Source organism: Nocardia halotolerans (genome assembly GCF_042650145.1).
GTDB classification, from domain to species: Bacteria; Actinomycetota; Actinomycetes; order Mycobacteriales; family Mycobacteriaceae; genus Nocardia; species Nocardia halotolerans.
In genome coordinates this window covers 63024-79768 of record NZ_JBHSDL010000004.1, presented here as the reverse complement: position 1 = coordinate 79768, position 16745 = coordinate 63024, and the positions used below count along the sequence as shown (strand labels likewise).

Sequence of the window (16745 nt, the reverse complement as noted above, 5' to 3'; positions counted from 1 at the left end):
GGCTTCGGCAGCAACCGCTCTACGCCGGGCTGGATGGCTGGACGTTCACATGGGCGGCGGCTCATGACCAGCGCGTGTCGCAGGTTCGCGCCCCGGGCGGGGCACACCGAAGATGGGAACGCGGGCGAACTGGGGATTTGTACTGGTCGGCTGATGATAGAAGCGGATTTCGCGAGCATGAGCCGACGCTGGCGGCGACTAGCCGCCGCGCTCGGCCTCCCCGAGGGGGTAACGCCCCACAGCTTGCGTAAACACCTTGGCACCGAGGGCATCTCGGCCGGACTCGACGCGACCAAGGTCGCCGACCAACTCGGCAACAGCTCAAGGGTACTGAGGAATTCCTACGTGCGACGCCACCAGCCCCACGCCGACGTCACCGCCTTGATCGGTGACAAGCTCGCCCCCGCGCTGAGCGAAGTCGCACGCTACCGCTCCGGCTAGGCCGCCTCAGCGGTAGCGAAGGGGCGGCCCCGCTCATGCGGCCCCGCCCCTATCTCATGTCCACCACGAGTGCCCCCGCGCACACCTCACCCCTGAGCCATACCTTGGGTGGTGTGCCCGGTGCGGCCTCGTGCCCTTACGCCGCCAGGCGCACGAGGTCGATGCGAGGTTCTTGGTCCCCGGGCCTGGGCTGAGCTGAGCGCTGCGCCGCGACGGAGTCCATCGTCGACGCGGGCACTGGCGAGGCCGAGATGCACGGCGGATGCTGGATTGACGGGATGTTGACGCTACCCTCTGCGCCGGGCGTCGACGGTTTCGTTCTCGGGCAAGGTGCGCTCCGGCGGTCGGCGTGCCTCGAAACGTCGCCGTCGCCAATCGGGCACAAATTCAGCTAGTTCCATATAGGATTGATTTTGCAACAGCCAGATCATCATATTGGTTTTGGATTCGACCAGGGGGGAGGAAACTATCTGAGCAGCGCTATGGTGCGGTCGCAAACTCCATCAAGAGTCTGACCCGCCACGTTTGCGCTGCATATCGGTCCTGATCTCGGAATGTGGATCTGCGCAGGCTTTGGCATGGTGCCACTCCGGGAGAGTGTTCTCGATCCCCGGGCGCCCCGCAGATTTCGGCGGGTTCCAGTTTTCTCATCAGGAGGATTGATGCCCAATAAGAAATCAATTGTCGGCATGTTGGGAGCGATTACACTATTTTTCGGAATGATATTCGCAGCAACCGCGACAAGTGACTCGAATGACTGGCCCCCCGCCGACTCTGCGAAGAATAATCCACACGCCCCTCCGGCACCGATTGAGACAATTGGACCGTTTGCCGGTACTCCAAAGGATAAGATCCCCGGTCGGCCGGACGGACGACCAAGCAACCTGGGCCCGGATGCGCAAAATCAAGGCCCCGTCGGCGATCGTCCCACGGGCGTCGAACTCGAAAAGAGACAACGGGCAGTGGCAGGCCAGAACGATCAATGGATATGCTACTCGAACTCGGGAGAGTACGTAACGGACATCATCGTCACGCTTGCCGATCCTAAGATGCAGCTCTCCAAGGAACAGCGTGACGCCATCTGCGTGACCAATGGCGCAGTAAGGAGCTCTCAGCGGTGAATACTACCCATCAGAGCGGCAGAGCGGGGGCACCGTTCGCCTTCGTCGCGGCTCTGACGTTCCTATCCTTTCTGTTCGCCTCCACGGTCTTGGCTCCGACCGCATCTGCTGATCATCAATGGGGAACACGGCACTGGTATCGAGCCAGTAGTTCGCCAGCTGCGGTGGTTCAGATTGCGGATCGTACTGATATTCACCCCTTCCCTGTCACGACAGCGACGTGGGCATGGGACAATCCGTTATCGGAAGTATCCCTGGTTTATAAGTGGTGGAACTGTGACTTCGCGGCGAAGTGCGTCACAGTGTGGGAGGAACCTCAGATCAATGGCGTATTGGGAGTTACATCCGCACCATACGACTCCAATGGGCATATTATCTACTCACACATTCGATTGGACCCGAACCAAAACGACAACGATCACAAAAAGATCTGGGTGTCGACCCACGAGATCGGACACGCATTGGGTCTGAATCATCGCGCTGATACAAACACAAGTGTGATGTACCCGTATGCCTACGAATCGAATGGTGCCGCTAACAGCACAACACCTGACGCCCATGATGTAGGAATGGTGGATTCGATCCACGCGCACACGCACTAGCAGTCTTCAGGCATAAGTCACCACGGAGTACGCGCGTACGCAGGGCGGATTGAAGTGCTCAGCAAGCAAGCCACTGACCCCTGCGTACTGCGGAGTAGAATAAGCCGTGCCGGATGGCTTGGGCATCGTGGGAGCTGCTCCTTTTACTAGGGCTGGCCGCAGTCACGGACCGATCTGGGAAACATTCAGTGAACAGGTGAGGAGTCGTTGGCATGAGCGTCCGGTTTTGCCGCTTACCGACCGTGGGATCCACGGCATCGAAGATTCGTTCCCTGGGCCCACGGGCGGGGCGCACCGCAGGGATCCTCCTTCTCGGTGTGTCGGCGTCGCTGGCTCTGTCTCCAGGTAGCGCGCATGCGGACTGCGCCGTCAGCCACACAACCGAGGCAGAGCGGATCTCCGCTGCGTACAACGATGCGGACCTGATAGTCACCGGCACAGTGTCGGCAATCGAACACCACCCGAGGGAAGAGACCGGAGGTCTTCCGCTCGACGTCGCGACCGTAGTCGTCGACACGAAGTACCGAGGCGACGACGCAGCTGGTCCGGTCGTGTCGGTCGCCAGCCCGCTCGACACCTCCCTGAGTCGGAGCTTCGTTGTCGGTGAGCGGTACTTCTTCGCAGCCAGAGCCGCAGGCGGCGCCATAACCTGGGAAACCGAGATCCAACGCTGGTCCCCGTACATGGACGACATCTGCACCCCCACGATCGAGACCACAGCCCTCTCTCCAAGCTTCTTCACCGCCCTGAACGACCGACTGCCAGCGACCCCAGTTCCGAATCACCAACTCCCAACGGCTTCCGAACAGCAACACGCCGGTGAGGACCAAGTCGCGTGGTCGATCCCGACATCGTTGGTTGCAGGTTTGGCGATCTTGATAGTCGGCACAACTGCCGCAGGGGCCGCCATCTGGTATCGAATCCGCCTGCGGCGGTCACAGGAGCACCGGCGGCACCGTTGACCGCCGACCGAGTCGGCGGTGCAGGTGTTGTTGTAGATGAGCGAGACTACTCCGAACGGGATCCGCCGATCGCCGAACTCGTCTACACCCGCGCATCTACCGACGTCATTGGAAGCTCAACCAAGCACTAACTGAGCCGATCCGCAGCCCGAGCCGCTATGGGGCATAACTGCTGGTCAAACGATTGTCGTTTGCGCCGGTAAGACAACCTCCGGAAGTGTGGTTCTGCTCGTCACGGCCAGCTTCCTCCTACTCTCTTGCCGCAAGATCCGCCCTCCGCCGACATATTTACTGCCGTTCGGAAGCACTAACGCGCCGTCTAGGCGATCGCGTTAACGCCTGTGTTCAGGCAAGGGGACACCGACAGTAGTTGTTTCCGAGTGGAGGAGGCCGGCTGCTCAGCCCCTATCGAGGGGCACCTCATCCGGACTCGACGCGACCAAGGTCGCCGACCAACTCGGCAACACGCCCGGGGACTCCGGAATTCCTACGTGCGCCGCCTCCAGCCCCTACGTCGACATGACAGCCATGATCGGTGAGAAGCTCGGCCCCGCGCCGAGCGGATGCGGACGCAGACTGTTCCTGAAGCTGGCACAACCGGTGCCGTCGAGGATCTGCACGATCGAACGGTTCACTGGTTCACTCGCCAGATGAACCAGCTGGCTGTCCTGGAGTGTGCGAAGCCGCCGGTCAGCTTCACGTTGATTGTTATGTATTTGCTTGAAATGTAACGGTCAACTGTGTGGTTCGGATGTAGCTGCGGAGTATTCGAAACTACAAAAGAGGTGAGTGCAGTTGCATCGAGCGGTCGGAGTTTCGGCTTTGTCGGGGGTTGCGGGTGTGTTCGCCGGGATCACGGCGGGGGCAGCGGCAGCGCAGGCTCCGTATCCGGCGGAAACCAGGTTGCAGGTGCCCGGGCTGATCGTTGCGGCGAACCCCGCGAACGGGGCCGCGCTGGTGCAGCCGACGATGTCGCATGGGCACGGCGCGATCTATCCGGTGCCAGCGGGCAACGGGTATGTCTATACCTGGCAGAACCTGTCGACCGGCGCTTCGGGGACGGTCACCAACTGGTCCGGGGATCGGGCAGAGATCGTCACCGGGGTGGGCCAGGTAGTGGTCACAGCCTCGCTGCCCGGTGTTGGTGGTTTCCAGACACCGAGTGTCGGAACGTTCTACGTCGCAGCCTGATCTGTGCAGGCCCCCATGGCGGGCATGTGTCGATGCCATGGGCGTCGTGCTGTTGGGTGCCCCGCTATTCCTCCCCGGGATTGTCTCGTCACGCTGTATCGAAGCGCGGGGTGCGGGCGGCACGCACGAACGTCTCAGATGAAGGACAGTTACGCGGGGAAGGCGGCAACTACCGGATGTACGGACACGGCAAGCATGGCAGGCTGCAGCTGAACGTTTCGCACACTCGCTCCCGATCGGGCCCGAGCTAGCGATCGCCGCCGAGGCCGTATGGCGCGATCGTGGACGAGACCAGCCAAATGGCAACGCAACTGGACGCGGTTCGCGCCGAGCCGTCGACTAGAGCATGAGCAGAAGCTGGCGACGACGAGCCGCCGCGCTCGGCCTCCCCGAGGGGTCACACCACACATTTGCGTAAACACCTTGGCACCGAGGGCATCTCGGCCGGACTCGACGCGACCAAGGTCGCCGACCAACTCGGCAACAGCTCGAGGGCACTCAGGAACTCCTACGTGCGACGCCACCAGTTCCACGCCGATGGGACCGCACTGATCGGTGAGAAGCTCGGCCCCGCGCTGAGGGAGCTAGCACGCCACCGCTCCGGCTAGCGCTGGCCGTGCCGGGGCAAGCTGAAGGGGTGGCCCGCGAAACGCGGTGCCACCCCTTCACCTCTGTAGGCCGATCGACCACTAGGGCGTTCGCGTGGTGCAACAACAGAGTTCAAACGGTGTGATGAAAGGCCCGCTCAATCGTCGGAATCGACCGGAGCGGCGGCGAATCCGGTGTCCCCGACGATGACGACGCAGGGCCGCTTATCACGGTCCAGCTCGTGGAGTGCCTCAGCGAGGTGAGTCGACATCAGCGTCATCCACCACTCCCACGCCGGTTCCGGTGCCACACCCCGCTCGGCTTCCCCGGCGATTCGCCGATAGTAAGCCCGCAACTCAGCATCCGTGACAGCGAACACCACGGGCATATGCAGGAGTTCGCCATGGCGTCGGATGATCTGCAAGCGGCCGTGGGGGCCTCTGCCTATCTCCGCACCCCAGTCCGCGCCCGCAGTGGTGACCGATTCGGACAGCTGTTCGATAGTGGGGTCAGCCACGGCACCCGCCTCCTGGATACGCTGTGATGATCGTTCCGTCCCCGCCCACGATAACGGTGGGCTGCACGGTCTTCTCGATCCGACCGTTGACATGGTTTACCAGGTAGATCTGCCCGGAATAGCAGTACTTGCTGCCACCGGCCGGGCCACTCTTGTCCGGGGCGGTCAACGACTTCTCGATCGCCATATCCGCGATGTCACGCCAGTTCTTTCTCTCGATGTTGGCCAGGTTCTGCCATTCTTCGAGGTGGCGGGCCTTGATATGCCGGAAACCCCAGTTCGCGGTTCCACACTGCAGGTGCGCTTTCGGATATGTCGCGACCAACTTCGTTTCCGATGACGACATCCCGCAGGCCGCCCACACCCGGCTGGCATCCGCTGTCCCGGCACCGGTCCACGCACCCGCCCCCGCCATCACACCCACCACTACCGCAACCATCAACGAACGAAACATCTAACCGTCCCCATTCTCGACCGGAGCCGAACAGTGCACATTTCGCGGGCTCGCCCGCCCCCTACGCGGTGCCGGACACCAGGTTCACCTTTCGCGGCTGGCCCCTGCGCCCCGCCGAGTACCAGCTGTGCGACAACGTCACTTGGCGGTACATAGGGATTGGATGCGACGCCACCCGAACCGTTCCTTCACGTGATGGAAGGCACAATAGGGCCCATCCCCCCCGAGGAGTGGAACTGATTTCACAGTCCCACCCTTGGGGAGCAGCTCGTCGGAGCGCCACCCGCCACGTCTTCGGTCCACGTGGACCGAACCCGCAGATCTCCCCGACCGCCGACGACGCTGGGATACCCGCTGCTCACCAGAACGTGGCCCATGCGCAACGTCACCCATCGCGCCATCTATGCACGTAGCGCGAATTTATGACGATTAGATGGCAAGTCGACACCGCCCACGCAGTAGCCTGGGCACCGTGACCAGCGGGAACAGTTTCGGTGAGCACATTGGCAACTCACCGGGTACGGGGAAACCCGACCACCCCATCACCGCCGGCCGCGCCACCCGACCGACGTCGCACCTGAACCCGGCCAAAATACGCGGAGAGGCGGACTAGAGCAGGCGGGACAGGAAGGCCTGGGTGCGTTCGTGCTGCGGGTCGGCCAGCAGTTCGCGCGGCGGTCCCGATTCCACCACCACCCCGGCATCCATGAACACCAGTTCGTCGGCGACCTCACGGGCGAAGCCCATCTCGTGGGTCACCACCAGCATGGTCATGCCCGAATCGGCGAGTTCACGCATGACGGTGAGCACCTCACCGACGAGTTCGGGGTCCAGTGCCGAGGTGGGCTCGTCGAACAGCATCAGTTTGGGGTCCATCGCCAGCGCCCGCGCGATGGCGACGCGCTGCTGCTGACCGCCGGAGAGCTGCGCCGGGTAGGCGTTGCGCTTGGCCGAGAGCCCGACCCGTTCCAGCAGGTCCTCGGCTCGCGCGATCGCCTCGGATTTGCGGATGCCGCGCACCTGGACGGGTGCTTCGATCACGTTCTCCAGCGCCGTGCGGTGCGGGAAGAGGTTGAAATGCTGGAACACCATGCCGATGTCGCGACGTTGCACGGCCGCGTCGCGCGGGTGCATTTCGTAGAGCTTGCCGTTCTTCTCCCGGTAGCCGACGAGTTCGCCGTCGACGTAGAGCCGGCCCGCGTTCACCTGCTCGAGGTGGTTGATGCAGCGCAAGAAGGTGGACTTGCCCGATCCGGAGGGGCCGACCAGGGTCAGCACCTTGCCGCGCTGCACCTCCAGGGAGATGCCCTTGAGCACCGGTAGCGCGCCGAAGTTCTTGCACACCCGATCGGCCAGCACCATCGGAGGTGCGGTCACTGCTTCGCTCATTTCGCCTTCACCGCCGCCTGCGCGGTGGCCAGTTCGGACAGCTGCTTGGCCGTCAGCTGCCGGGTGGCACCGCGCGAGAAATACCGTTCCAAGTAGAACTGCCCCACCATGAGCACGCTGGTGATCGCCAGGTACCAGGTGGCACAGACGAGCAGCAGCGGGATGGGCTGGAAGTTCACGCCGTAGATGTCGCGGGCACGACCGAACAGGTCGGTGCTCAACGGGATCGCGGTGACCAGCGAGGTCGTCTTGAGCATGCCGATCAGTTCGTTGCCGGTGGGCGGGATGATCACCCGCATGGCCTGCGGCAACACTGTGCGGCGCATCGTCTGCGTCCACGACATGCCCAGCGCCACCGAGGCCTCGCGCTGGCCTTCGCCGACGGAGTTGATGCCGGCGCGCACGATCTCGGCCATGTAGGCCGCCTCGTTGAGCCCGAGGCCGATCACCGCGAACAGGAACGCGGCCTGCATGTTCTGCACGTCGAACTCGAAGAACTGTGGCCCGAACGGCACACCCAGGTGGATCTGCTTGTACAGCGAGGGCACCAGGCCCCAGAACACCAGCTGCACGAATACCGGGGTGCCGCGGAAGATCCACAGGTACACCCACGCGGCGGTGCGCAGCACCGGGTTGGGCGACAGGCGCATCACCGCGAGCATCGTGCCGAGGCCGACCGCGATCGCCATCGCGAGCACGGTCAGCTCCAGCGTGACGATCGCGCCCTCGGTGATCCGGCTGTCGAACAGGTACTGGCCGTAGGTGTCCCACCGGTAGGCGGGGTTCGTCGCGGCACCGTAGGCGAACAGTCCCACCAGGATGAGGATGACTGCCGCCGCGATCCAGCGACCCGGTCTGCGCAGCGGGACCGCTTTGATCGGCTCGGGTTCGGTGCCCGGTCCGGGCACCTCCACCGTGTTGTCCTTGTCGATCACGTCAGCTCACTGCACCGTTGATCACCGAGGTCTTGATCTGACCTTCCTGCACACCCCAGTTGGTGGTGATCTCGCCGTACTTGCCGTTGTCGATCAGGTGCTGCAGCGCCTGCTGCAACGAGACCGCCAGCGGCGAACCCTTCTGCACGGCCCAGCCGTAGGGGGCGGAATCGAACAGCGGGCCGGCGGGCTCGATCTTGCCTTCGCTCTGCTTGATCGCGTACGCGGTGACCGGCGAATCGGCTGACATCGCGTCGACCTGGCCGAGGACCAGTGCGTTGGTGGCCGCGCTCTGCTCGTCGAAGGCCTTCATATCGATGGGCGGCTTGCCCTCGGCCACGCACTGGGCGCTCTTGGCCGGGATCTCGTCGGTGTGCTCGACGGTGGTGGCCTGCACCGCGACCTTCTTGCCGCACGCGTTGTTGGGGTCGATGGTGGCACCGGTCTGCTTGGCCCACTGGATTCCGGCGCTGAAATAGGTCGTGAAGTCGACCTGCTTTTCGCGTTCACGTGAATCGGTGATCGAGGACATGCCCACGTCGTAGGTGCCGGCCTGAATGGCGGGAATGATCTTCTCGAAGGAGGACTCGACGTAGTCGACTTCCAGTCCGAGTGTGGTGGCGACCGCGTCGAACAGGTCCACGTCGAAGCCGACGATCTCGCCGTTGGCGTCCTTGTACTCGTTCGGCTGGTAGGGCACGTTCACACCCACCACCAGCTTGCCTGCCTGCTTGATCTTGTCCGGGACGGTCGCGGCGAGCGCGTCGACCTGCTCCACCGACACCTTGGGCACTTCGGTGGAATCGCCCTCGGTGTTCTCGGCACAGCCGGTCAACACCATCGCGCCACCGGCAACGGTACAGAGCAGTCGCACGGCGCCGCGGCCGAGCACAGTTCGAACAGACAATGGAGCCTCCACATTTCACGTCGACGCCGGCCACGTGTCAGCGCCTGTTTGGCAATGTATGCGAACCGGACACAGCGTGGTGCGACAGTAGCCGAAGATTCACCAGCCGATGTGAAAGGGGTGCCTTCACCTCCGGTGTACGCGGGCGGTCACCTGCTCGGTGAATTCGCTGGTGGAAGCCAGGCCGCCCAGGTCCGCGGTGGCCACACCCGCCGCCAGCGTGGCCGCGACGGCACCGGTGATCCGGTCGGCCGCTTCCGTCAGCCCGCGCTCGCGACGGCGAACTGCCAACCACCGCAACAACATCGCCGCCGACAGTTGCAGCGCCACCGGATTGGCACGGTTGTGCCCGGCCAGTGTCGGCGCAGCGCCGTGCACGGCCTGCGCCATCGCCTTGGCGTCGGAGCAGTTGAGCGAAGCCGCCATGCCGAGCGAGCCGCTCAGCTCACCGGCCAGGTCCGAGAGGATGTCACCGAAGAGGTTCTCGGTGACGATCACGTCGAAGTCGCCGGGAGCGCGAACCAGGTGCGCGGCTACCGCGTCGACGTGTTCGTCGGTGACCCGCACCTGCGGGTACTGCGCGGCCACCTCGTAACAGACGTCACGGAACAGGCCTGTCGTCATCGGCAGCACATTCGCCTTGTGCACCACGGTGAGCTTGTTTCGCCGCTCCTGTGCCAGCCGAAACGCTTCGTGAGCGATACGTTCGCAGGCCCGGCGGGTGAACACCGCCACCGCCATCGCCACGTCCTCGGTCGGACGGAACTCCCCCGACCCGGCGAACATGTTGCGATCGGCGTAGAAGCCCTCACTGTTCTCCCGCACGATCACCAGGTCGATCCCGGGCGCCGTGGCGCGCACCCCGGCGAACGCGGCCGCCGGGCGGATATTGGCGTAGAGCCCGAGGCGTTTGCGGATGGCGCCACCGGGCGCCACCCGCATCCGGTCGGGATAGGAGACGTTGTCGTGCGGGCCGAGGATCCAGGCGTCGAGGTCGTCTAGGGCGCTGAGCGTCTGCTCGGGCAGCGGGTGACCGTGCGCGGCGATCGCGGCGTGCCCGATCAGCAGCGGCACCCACGCCACCGGGTCCAGCCCGGCCGCACCGACCGCCTCGTCGACGACCGCGCGGGTGGCGGCCACCACCTCCGGGCCGATACCGTCGCCGTCGATCAGACCGAGCCGCACGCTGTGGTTGCTTCCGTTCACCCGACCATCCTCACCCCTGCCGCCGCCCGCACTGCTGCGGGGCTCGCCGCGGCGAGTCGGGCGGCGCGTCCGGCGCGACGCGCCCGTTGCGGTCCCGGCAACGAATTTTCCGCCGCTGTGGTGCGGATTCGCTGCCGGCGGGCCCGTGGTGGGCTGCGGCCGATCACGATCGGTGGAAGATAGAGGGACGCCGCGGCGTTACAGCCGAGGACACCCACAAGGAGAGGACGTCATGGCCACCCAGACGCTGACCCAGCAGAACTTCGACGAAATCATCACCGGGAACGACGTGGTCCTCGTCGATTTCTGGGCGGACTGGTGCGGCCCGTGCAAGAGCTTCGCACCGACCTACGAGACCTCGTCGGAAAAGCACACCGACGTCGTCTACGGCAAGGTCGACACCGAGGCCGAGCAGGGACTCGCCGCCGCCGCCAACATTCAGTCGATCCCCACCATCATGGCCTTCCGCGAGGGCGTGCTGGTGTTCGCCCAGCCCGGTGCCCTGCCGGCCGCGGCGCTGGAGGATCTCGTGACCCAGGTCAAGGGCCTGGACATGGACGAGGTCCGCAAGCAGATCGCCGAGCAGCAGGAATCCTCGCCCGCCGAATAATCGGCCCACCGAACGTCAAGGGTCCGTTCACCTTTCGAGGTGAACGGACCCTTCGTGGTTTCGCGCCGGTCAGCGCGGTGCGCTCAGCGCGCGAGCAGGTTGAGGCCGGCGATCATGGCGCGCACGGTCGACTCCGCGCCGTGTGCGGCGATCGCGGCGGCCCAGCCGCGCCTGCCGTTGAACTCGCACTGCACGAAGGTGGCGGTGCCGGCATCGGTGCGGCGCTGGTGGAAACGCAGGATCTCGAGCGGGTAACCCTCGTCATAGAGGGCCGAGGTCATCGCCGCGACCGGGTTACCGGCCGCGATGACGGTGCGCAGGTGCTCGGAGAATTCCAGCGTCGCGGTGAAATCCATTCCGGAGCAGGTGAATTCGCCGAGTGCGATCGGTCCGTCGATGCGGATGTAGCGGTCGGCGAATTCGGCGGGGTCGAGGTCACGGAGCTCGGCGCGCAGCGCTTTCGGAGCGGCGGCGAGCATGGCATGGTCCAGGGTGAGCATTGTCATCGCAGATGAGGTCTTCCCGAAGATGTCTTCGTTGGCAGGTGGGACCAGCAGAACAAGAGAAATCAGCCCGCAGCGAGGGGGCTGGTCCGAATCAGACCCCGCTACGGCGGGTTACTACGAGAAGAATCTGCCGTGTGGCTGCCTGCGCGGTCTGCGCAGCAGCGGCCGCGCGGTCGCGGTCAGCGACAAGCAGCGCGGCGAGGCGGTCGGCGGGATTCGGCACGTTTCGAGAATAGGTCGATCGTCGCGAAACCGCAACCTGATTATCGGCCCGCCGTGTCTACCCGTGAGTACCATCACCGCAGCTCAGGATCAGTAACACACCGGCGGCGCGCGGCGATCCACGCCACGCCGTGCGTCAACCGATGGGTTCGATGGCCGCCAGGGCACGGGCCGAGCCGTCGACATCCATCTGCAGGCGCAGACCACCGGCCTGCGCGCTGGTGCGCAGCACCACCTTGTCGCCCATCATCACCGGGCCCACGTGTTCGACGATCGCGCGATACGGCAGCGCTCGGCTGCCGGGATGGGCGGCGAGACTTTCCTCGACAGCCTCCCAGTAGACCGCGTTGTTCACGTGGCCCAGGCGGTCCACATCGGTGACGCGCAGTGGAAACGGCACCGTCTCGACCTCGGTGGTGTCGAGTTCGGTGAGCGCGGCCTTCCAGCGCAGACGGTGCTCGGTGGTGCTGGCCAGCATCGGCGCCATGAACGCGTCGCTCATCCGGGCCGGACGCCCCGCGACCGGGTCGATGTGAATCAGGAACGCGGACGCCTCGATGTGCCCGCCACGTTCGCCGGTGAGCTGGATGCGCATGTCACACCAGCGGTTGGACAGGGCGTCGGCCCAGCGGCGCAACTGCACCCGGTCCCCGAACATGATCGGCTCGTACACGTCGATCACGGTGCGCCGCACGATCCACACCTGGTGCAGGTCACCGTCCTCGACCGCGTCCAGGTGATCGAACCCGATGTCCTGCAGATACCGCGCCACGGCGTCGAGACGCAGGCGATCCTGGTCATCGGTGTCGCCGAGGCGCACCGGCCACGACCTCGCGAAGGCCTGCTCGATGTCAGGGCAGGTGGGCAGCGGGGTGGCGATGACAGGAGCAGTCATGGAGCCGATGCTGCCACAGTGCGCCGGCGAGTCGGGTGAGGCGGACCCCGAGCGATTGTGACCGGCTCGTGAACTCCCGCGCGTCGCCGCCGGGAACCGGCGCGGGCGCGGTAGCGTCGCGGCCGCTAGATCAATTGATGCTTGGTGAAAGGATTTGTTCGACATGGCATTTGAAGTCACTGGGGCTATCGGCGATCACTACAACGAAGCCGGTGGCGCGTCCAGCCCGCTGGGTGAGCCGACCTCGGCCGAGCAGGACGCCCCCAACGGTGGCAAGTTCCAGGAGTTCACCGGCGGCGTCATCTACTTCACGCTCCCGACCGGGGCCAAGACCGTGTACGGCGCCATCCGGCAGGCGTGGGAAGCCGACGGCGGCGCCGGCGGCCGGCTGGGCTACCCGACCTCCGACGAGCAGGACATCGAGGGCGGCAAGATCAGCCACTTCGAGAACGGATCGATCAGCTACTCGATCGCCGACGACGCGGTTGCCGTGACGGTCAACGCGTAATCAGCGGCACCTGTCGCTACACGATGGGCGCCGGCCCCCGGGGTCGGCGCCCATCGTGGTGTCCGGGCCGCGTCAGTGCGCCGCGGCATCCCAGCTCCGCCCGGTGCCGACCGACACGGTGAGCGGGACCGAGAGTTCGATCGCCGCCGACATCTGCTCGCGGGCAAGGGCTTCCAGCGTTTCGCGCTCGCCCTCGGCCACTTCGAAGACCAGTTCGTCGTGGATCTGCAGGAGCATGCGTGAGCGCAGCCCGGCCTCGCGGATCGCGGTGTGAACGTTGATCATCGCGACCTTGATGATGTCGGCGGCGGTGCCCTGGATCGGCGCGTTCAGCGCCATGCGTTCGGCGGACTCGCGGCGCTGACGGTTGCTGGAATCCAGGTCGGGCAGGTAGCGGCGGCGGCCGAACAGAGTTTGGGTGTAGCCGACCTTGCGGGCCTGGGCGACGACATCGGACAGGTAGTCGCGGATGCCGCCGAAGCGGTCGAAGTACACCTCCATCTGCTCTTTGGCCTCGGCGGTGCTGATCTTGAGCTGGGCGCTGAGGCCGTAGGAGCTCAGCCCGTAGGCCAGTCCGTAGGACATCGCCTTGATGCGGCGGCGCAACTCCGGACTCACCTGCGCGATCGGGATGTCGAAGGCCTTGGACGCGACGAAGGTGTGCAGGTCTTCACCGGAATTGAACGCCTCGATCAGGGCCGCGTCGCCGGACAGGTGCGCCATGATCCGCATCTCGATCTGGCTGTAGTCCGCCGTCATCAGCTCGGTGTAGCCGGGGCCGACGACGAAGGTGTCGCGGATCATCCGGCCGGTGTCGGTGCGGATCGGGATGTTCTGCAGGTTGGGTTCGGTCGAGGACAGCCGGCCGGTGGCGGCGATGGTCTGGTTGAACGTGGTGTGCACGCGGCCGTCGTCGGAGACCGACTTGAGCAGACCGTCGACGGTCACCTTCAGCCGGGTCGCGTCGCGGTGGGCGAGCAGGTGCTCCAGGAAGGCGTGGCCGGTCTTCTCGAACAGCGATTCGAGGGCGTCGGCGTCGGTGGTGTACCCGGTTTTGGTGCGTTTGGTCTTGGGCATGTCGAGCTCGTCGAACAGCACCACCTGCAGTTGTTTGGGCGAGCCGAGGTTGATCTGCTTGCCGATCACGTCGTAGGCCGCGTTGGCGGCCTCGCTGACCCGGTCGGCGAACTGCTGCTGCAAGTTCTCGAGCTGGGTGACATCGACCGCGATGCCGGCTTGCTCGAGTTCACCGAGCACGCCGAGCAGCGGCAACTCCATCTCCATGAGCAGCGGCGTCGATTCGATCGCGGCCAGTTCGGTGTCGAGGGCGTCGGCGAGGTCGGCGACCGCGCGGGCGCGCAGCATCTCCTCGCGGGCGATACCGGCGGCGACGGTGTCCTCGTCGTCGAGCAGCGACAGCTGGGCATCAGCACTGGTCTCGGCGCGCAGTTCGCGTTTGAGGTAGCGCAGCGACAGGTCGTCGAGGTTGAAGCTGCGCTGCCCCGGCCGCACCAGGTACGCGGCCAGCGCGGTGTCGATGGTGATTCCGGCGAGGGTGAAGCCGCGGCCACGCAGCGCGTGCCCCGCGGACTTGGCTTCGTGCAGCGCCTTGGCCACGGCCGGGTCGGCCAGCCAGGCCGCCAGCGCCGTCTCGTCTTCCGGGGTGAGCACGGTGAGGTCGATGTAGCCGCCCTCGCCGTCGGCGGCGGCGATGCCGAGCGCCCGGGCGTCGCCGTGCGTCGGCGTACCGGTGCCGACGATCGAAAGCCCGTGGCGCGCACCGGCTTTCGCATGCTCGGCCAGCCAGTCGGCGACCGCGCCCTGATCGAGGGCGCCGCCGCTGATCTCGAAACCCGACTCTGCTTCGGGTTCGGCGGAGCCCAGCGTGTCGAACAGCCGGTCCCGCAGCACCCGGAACTCCAGGTCGTCGAAGAGCCGGTGGATGGCGTCGCGATCCCAGGGCGCCTTGGCCAGCTGATCGGGGGTGTAGGGCAGCGGCACCTCGCGCACCATCTCGGTGAGCTGACGGTTGAGCACCACGCTCGACAGATTCGCCCGCAACGCGTCGCCGACCTTGCCCTTCACCTGGTCCACCCGGTCGACCAGGGTGTTCAGATCCCCGTATTCGCGGATCCACTTGGCCGCGGTCTTCTCCCCCACCCCGGGGATGCCGGGCAGGTTGTCGCTCGGGTCGCCGCGCAGCGCCGCGTAGTCGGGGTACTGCGCCGGCGTGAGGCCGTACTTGGTCTGCACCTCCTCGGGGGTGAACCGGGTGAGGTCGGAGACACCCTTCTTCGGGTAGAGCACGGTGACGTCGTCGTTGACGAGCTGGATCGCGTCACGGTCACCGGTGACGACGAGCACCCGGAACCCCTGCGCCTGTGCCTGGGTGGTGAGAGTGGCGATCACATCGTCGGCCTCGTAGCCGTCGATGGCCATCACCGGGATGCCCATCGCGCCGAGCACGTCCTTGGTGAGTTCGACCTGCCCACGGAACTCGTCCGGGGTGGCGCTGCGATTGGCCTTGTACTCCGGGTACGCCTCGGTGCGGAAGGTCTTGCGTGACACGTCGAACGCCGCCGCCACATGGGTCGGCTGCTCATCGCGCAGGAGGTTGATGAGCATCGAGGTGAACCCGTACACCGCGTTGGTCGTCTGCCCCGTGACGGTCTTGAAGTTCTCCGCGGGCAGCGCGAAGAACGCACGATAGGCGACCGAATGCCCATCGATGAGCAGCAACGTGGGCCGCTCCCCCTCGGCCGCGGTGGTCGTTGTCGATGCCTGAGCAGTCGTCGGTGAACTCACCCGCATGAGTGTAGGGACACCCACCGACACCGACGAACGCCGCCGCGCCCGCCACACCTCACGCCCGGCCCACGACACCGCTCAGCTTCGCCATGACGCACACCACACCACTCGGGCTCCTGCCCCGCACCATCAATCCACACCCAGATAAGCCGCCATAACGGCCGGATCAGTCAGCAGTTCGGCCCCCACTCCCGCCTTGGTGACCTCGCCCGTTTCCAAGATGTAGGCCCGATCACTGCGAGTCAGCGCCTGCTGCGCGTTCTGCTCGACGAGCAGCACCGTGGTCCCCTGCCGATTGATCTCACTGATGATCCGAAAGATCTGCTGGATCACCATCGGCGCCAAACCCATCGACGGCTCGTCGAGCAGCAGGAGCTTCGGACGTGCCATCAGAGCCCGGCCGATGGCCAGCATCTGCTGTTCACCACCCGAGAGCGTGCCACCCACCTGTTTGCGGCGTTCGGCGAGCCGCGGAAACAGTTCGAAGATCCACGCGAGGGTCCGCCGGTACTCGGCCTTGTGCTCGAAGGGCCGGGCATAGCACCCCATGTCGAGGTTCTCCAGCACGGTCATACCGGGGAACACGCCTCGGCCTTCGGGAGCTTGGATGAGCCCGTCGATCACCCGGTCGTGCGCTTTCATCGCGGTGATGTCCTTGCCCTGAAAAAAGATTCGCCCCGAGGTGAGCGGCAGCAGACCCGACAGGGCGCGCATGGTGGTGGTCTTGCCCGCACCGTTGGCGCCGAGCAGAGTCACCAGTTCCCCGGGCGACACCGACAGCGAGACGCCGTGCAGCGCCTCGATCCGCCCGTAGTGCACGACCATGTCACGCACCTCGAGCAGAGGTGTCGCGGCAACGGTCTCGTCGACCTCGGCTTTCACC

General features: G+C 65.3%; 18 protein-coding genes. 8 read left to right on the top strand and 10 right to left on the bottom strand.

The features are described from left to right. The first annotated feature begins 243 nt into the window (after nucleotides 1-243). The 6 genes from ACFO5K_RS03350 to ACFO5K_RS03325 all read left to right on the top strand — a co-directional run bounded on the left by ACFO5K_RS03350 (nucleotide 244) and on the right by ACFO5K_RS03325 (nucleotide 4925). Complete coding sequence (locus tag ACFO5K_RS03350) at nucleotides 244-441, top strand: hypothetical protein (RefSeq protein ID WP_378555647.1); 198 nt, start codon at nucleotides 244-246, stop codon at nucleotides 439-441. A 662-nt stretch (nucleotides 442-1103) separates the two neighbouring features. Continuing rightward, a complete protein-coding gene (locus ACFO5K_RS03345; protein WP_378555646.1) occupies nucleotides 1104-1562 on the top strand; it encodes a hypothetical protein in 459 nt (152 codons plus the stop codon). Next, a complete protein-coding gene (locus ACFO5K_RS03340; protein WP_378555645.1) occupies nucleotides 1559-2164 on the top strand; it encodes a matrixin family metalloprotease in 606 nt (201 codons plus the stop codon). The genes ACFO5K_RS03345 and ACFO5K_RS03340 overlap by 4 nt, the downstream gene beginning before the upstream one ends. 317 nt (nucleotides 2165-2481) lie before the next feature. Beyond that, on the top strand, nucleotides 2482-3126 hold the full coding sequence (locus ACFO5K_RS03335; protein WP_378555644.1) for a hypothetical protein: 645 nt from the start codon (nucleotides 2482-2484) through the stop codon (nucleotides 3124-3126). 840 nt (nucleotides 3127-3966) lie between these two features. Further along, nucleotides 3967-4317 (top strand): hypothetical protein, encoded by a 351-nt coding sequence (locus ACFO5K_RS03330; protein ID WP_378555643.1) that lies wholly within the window; start codon nucleotides 3967-3969, stop codon nucleotides 4315-4317. A gap of 410 nt (nucleotides 4318-4727) precedes the next feature. Continuing rightward, on the top strand, nucleotides 4728-4925 hold the full coding sequence (locus ACFO5K_RS03325; RefSeq protein ID WP_378555642.1) for a hypothetical protein: 198 nt from the start codon (nucleotides 4728-4730) through the stop codon (nucleotides 4923-4925). A gap of 137 nt (nucleotides 4926-5062) precedes the next feature. On the opposite strand, the gene ACFO5K_RS03320 is transcribed toward ACFO5K_RS03325, so the two are convergent. The 6 genes from ACFO5K_RS03320 to ACFO5K_RS03295 all read right to left on the bottom strand — a co-directional run bounded on the left by ACFO5K_RS03320 (nucleotide 5063) and on the right by ACFO5K_RS03295 (nucleotide 10313). Next, nucleotides 5063-5422, bottom strand: a complete 360-nt coding sequence (locus ACFO5K_RS03320; RefSeq protein WP_378555641.1) for a hypothetical protein — start codon at nucleotides 5420-5422, stop codon at nucleotides 5063-5065. Then, a complete protein-coding gene (locus ACFO5K_RS03315) occupies nucleotides 5415-5861 on the bottom strand; it encodes a hypothetical protein (RefSeq protein WP_378555640.1) in 447 nt (148 codons plus the stop codon). The genes ACFO5K_RS03320 and ACFO5K_RS03315 overlap by 8 nt, the downstream gene beginning before the upstream one ends. A 624-nt stretch (nucleotides 5862-6485) precedes the next feature. Further along, nucleotides 6486-7238, bottom strand: a complete 753-nt coding sequence (locus tag ACFO5K_RS03310) for an amino acid ABC transporter ATP-binding protein (protein WP_378555767.1) — start codon at nucleotides 7236-7238, stop codon at nucleotides 6486-6488. A 23-nt stretch (nucleotides 7239-7261) separates the two neighbouring features. Continuing rightward, nucleotides 7262-8200 carry an amino acid ABC transporter permease gene (locus ACFO5K_RS03305; protein WP_378555639.1) on the bottom strand — a complete coding sequence of 313 codons (939 nt, stop codon included), beginning with the start codon at nucleotides 8198-8200 and terminating at the stop codon, nucleotides 7262-7264. Between the two features lies 1 nt (nucleotide 8201). After that, a complete protein-coding gene (locus ACFO5K_RS03300; RefSeq protein WP_378555765.1) occupies nucleotides 8202-9041 on the bottom strand; it encodes an ABC transporter substrate-binding protein in 840 nt (279 codons plus the stop codon). A 192-nt stretch (nucleotides 9042-9233) separates the two neighbouring features. Next, the gene (locus ACFO5K_RS03295; protein WP_378555638.1) at nucleotides 9234-10313 is read right to left on the bottom strand and encodes an isocitrate/isopropylmalate dehydrogenase family protein; all 1080 of its coding nucleotides are present in this window, start codon (nucleotides 10311-10313) and stop codon (nucleotides 9234-9236) included. 232 nt (nucleotides 10314-10545) lie between these two features. Here ACFO5K_RS03295 and trxA point away from each other — a divergent pair, with 232 nt between their 5' ends. Next, nucleotides 10546-10923, top strand: coding sequence for a thioredoxin (gene trxA / locus ACFO5K_RS03290; protein ID WP_378555637.1), 378 nt, complete (start codon nucleotides 10546-10548; stop codon nucleotides 10921-10923). An 83-nt stretch (nucleotides 10924-11006) separates the two neighbouring features. On the opposite strand, the gene ACFO5K_RS03285 is transcribed toward trxA, so the two are convergent. Beyond that, entirely contained in the window at nucleotides 11007-11429 is a 423-nt protein-coding gene (locus ACFO5K_RS03285) for a 2-keto-3-deoxygluconate kinase (RefSeq protein WP_378555636.1), read from the bottom strand. Between the two features lie 358 nt (nucleotides 11430-11787). Then, the gene (locus ACFO5K_RS03280; RefSeq protein ID WP_378555635.1) at nucleotides 11788-12546 is read right to left on the bottom strand and encodes an acyl-[acyl-carrier-protein] thioesterase; all 759 of its coding nucleotides are present in this window, start codon (nucleotides 12544-12546) and stop codon (nucleotides 11788-11790) included. A 163-nt stretch (nucleotides 12547-12709) separates the two neighbouring features. On the opposite strand from ACFO5K_RS03280, the gene ACFO5K_RS03275 reads away from it, so the two are divergent. Continuing rightward, on the top strand, nucleotides 12710-13054 hold the full coding sequence (locus ACFO5K_RS03275; protein WP_378555634.1) for an LGFP repeat-containing protein: 345 nt from the start codon (nucleotides 12710-12712) through the stop codon (nucleotides 13052-13054). A gap of 72 nt (nucleotides 13055-13126) precedes the next feature. Here ACFO5K_RS03275 and polA read toward each other — a convergent pair whose 3' ends face one another. Together polA and ACFO5K_RS03265 are read right to left on the bottom strand one after the other, a co-directional pair. Continuing rightward, on the bottom strand, nucleotides 13127-15865 hold the full coding sequence (polA, locus tag ACFO5K_RS03270; RefSeq protein ID WP_378555633.1) for a DNA polymerase I: 2739 nt from the start codon (nucleotides 15863-15865) through the stop codon (nucleotides 13127-13129). Nucleotides 15866-15991: 126 nt separating this feature from the next. Beyond that, complete coding sequence (locus ACFO5K_RS03265; protein ID WP_378555763.1) at nucleotides 15992-16687, bottom strand: ABC transporter ATP-binding protein; 696 nt, start codon at nucleotides 16685-16687, stop codon at nucleotides 15992-15994. Between the last annotated feature and the right edge of the window lie 58 nt (nucleotides 16688-16745).

What these genes read in the sequence shown, in the direction of transcription:
- ACFO5K_RS03345 (WP_378555646.1), top strand. Translation starts at nt 1,104, where the DNA reads ATGCCCAATAAGAAATCAATTGTCGGCATGTTGGGAGCGATTACACTA.
- ACFO5K_RS03315 (WP_378555640.1), bottom strand. Translation starts at nt 5,861, where the DNA reads ATGGTTGCGGTAGTGGTGGGTGTGATGGCGGGGGCGGGTGCGTGGACC.
- ACFO5K_RS03310 (WP_378555767.1), bottom strand. Translation starts at nt 7,238, where the DNA reads ATGGTGCTGGCCGATCGGGTGTGCAAGAACTTCGGCGCGCTACCGGTG.
- ACFO5K_RS03300 (WP_378555765.1), bottom strand. Translation starts at nt 9,041, where the DNA reads ATGGTGTTGACCGGCTGTGCCGAGAACACCGAGGGCGATTCCACCGAA.
- trxA (WP_378555637.1), top strand. Translation starts at nt 10,546, where the DNA reads ATGGCCACCCAGACGCTGACCCAGCAGAACTTCGACGAAATCATCACC.
- ACFO5K_RS03285 (WP_378555636.1), bottom strand. Translation starts at nt 11,429, where the DNA reads ATGACAATGCTCACCCTGGACCATGCCATGCTCGCCGCCGCTCCGAAA.
- ACFO5K_RS03280 (WP_378555635.1), bottom strand. Translation starts at nt 12,546, where the DNA reads ATGACTGCTCCTGTCATCGCCACCCCGCTGCCCACCTGCCCTGACATC.
- ACFO5K_RS03275 (WP_378555634.1), top strand. Translation starts at nt 12,710, where the DNA reads ATGGCATTTGAAGTCACTGGGGCTATCGGCGATCACTACAACGAAGCC.
- polA (WP_378555633.1), bottom strand. Translation starts at nt 15,865, where the DNA reads ATGCGGGTGAGTTCACCGACGACTGCTCAGGCATCGACAACGACCACC.
- ACFO5K_RS03265 (WP_378555763.1), bottom strand. Translation starts at nt 16,687, where the DNA reads ATGGTCGTGCACTACGGGCGGATCGAGGCGCTGCACGGCGTCTCGCTG.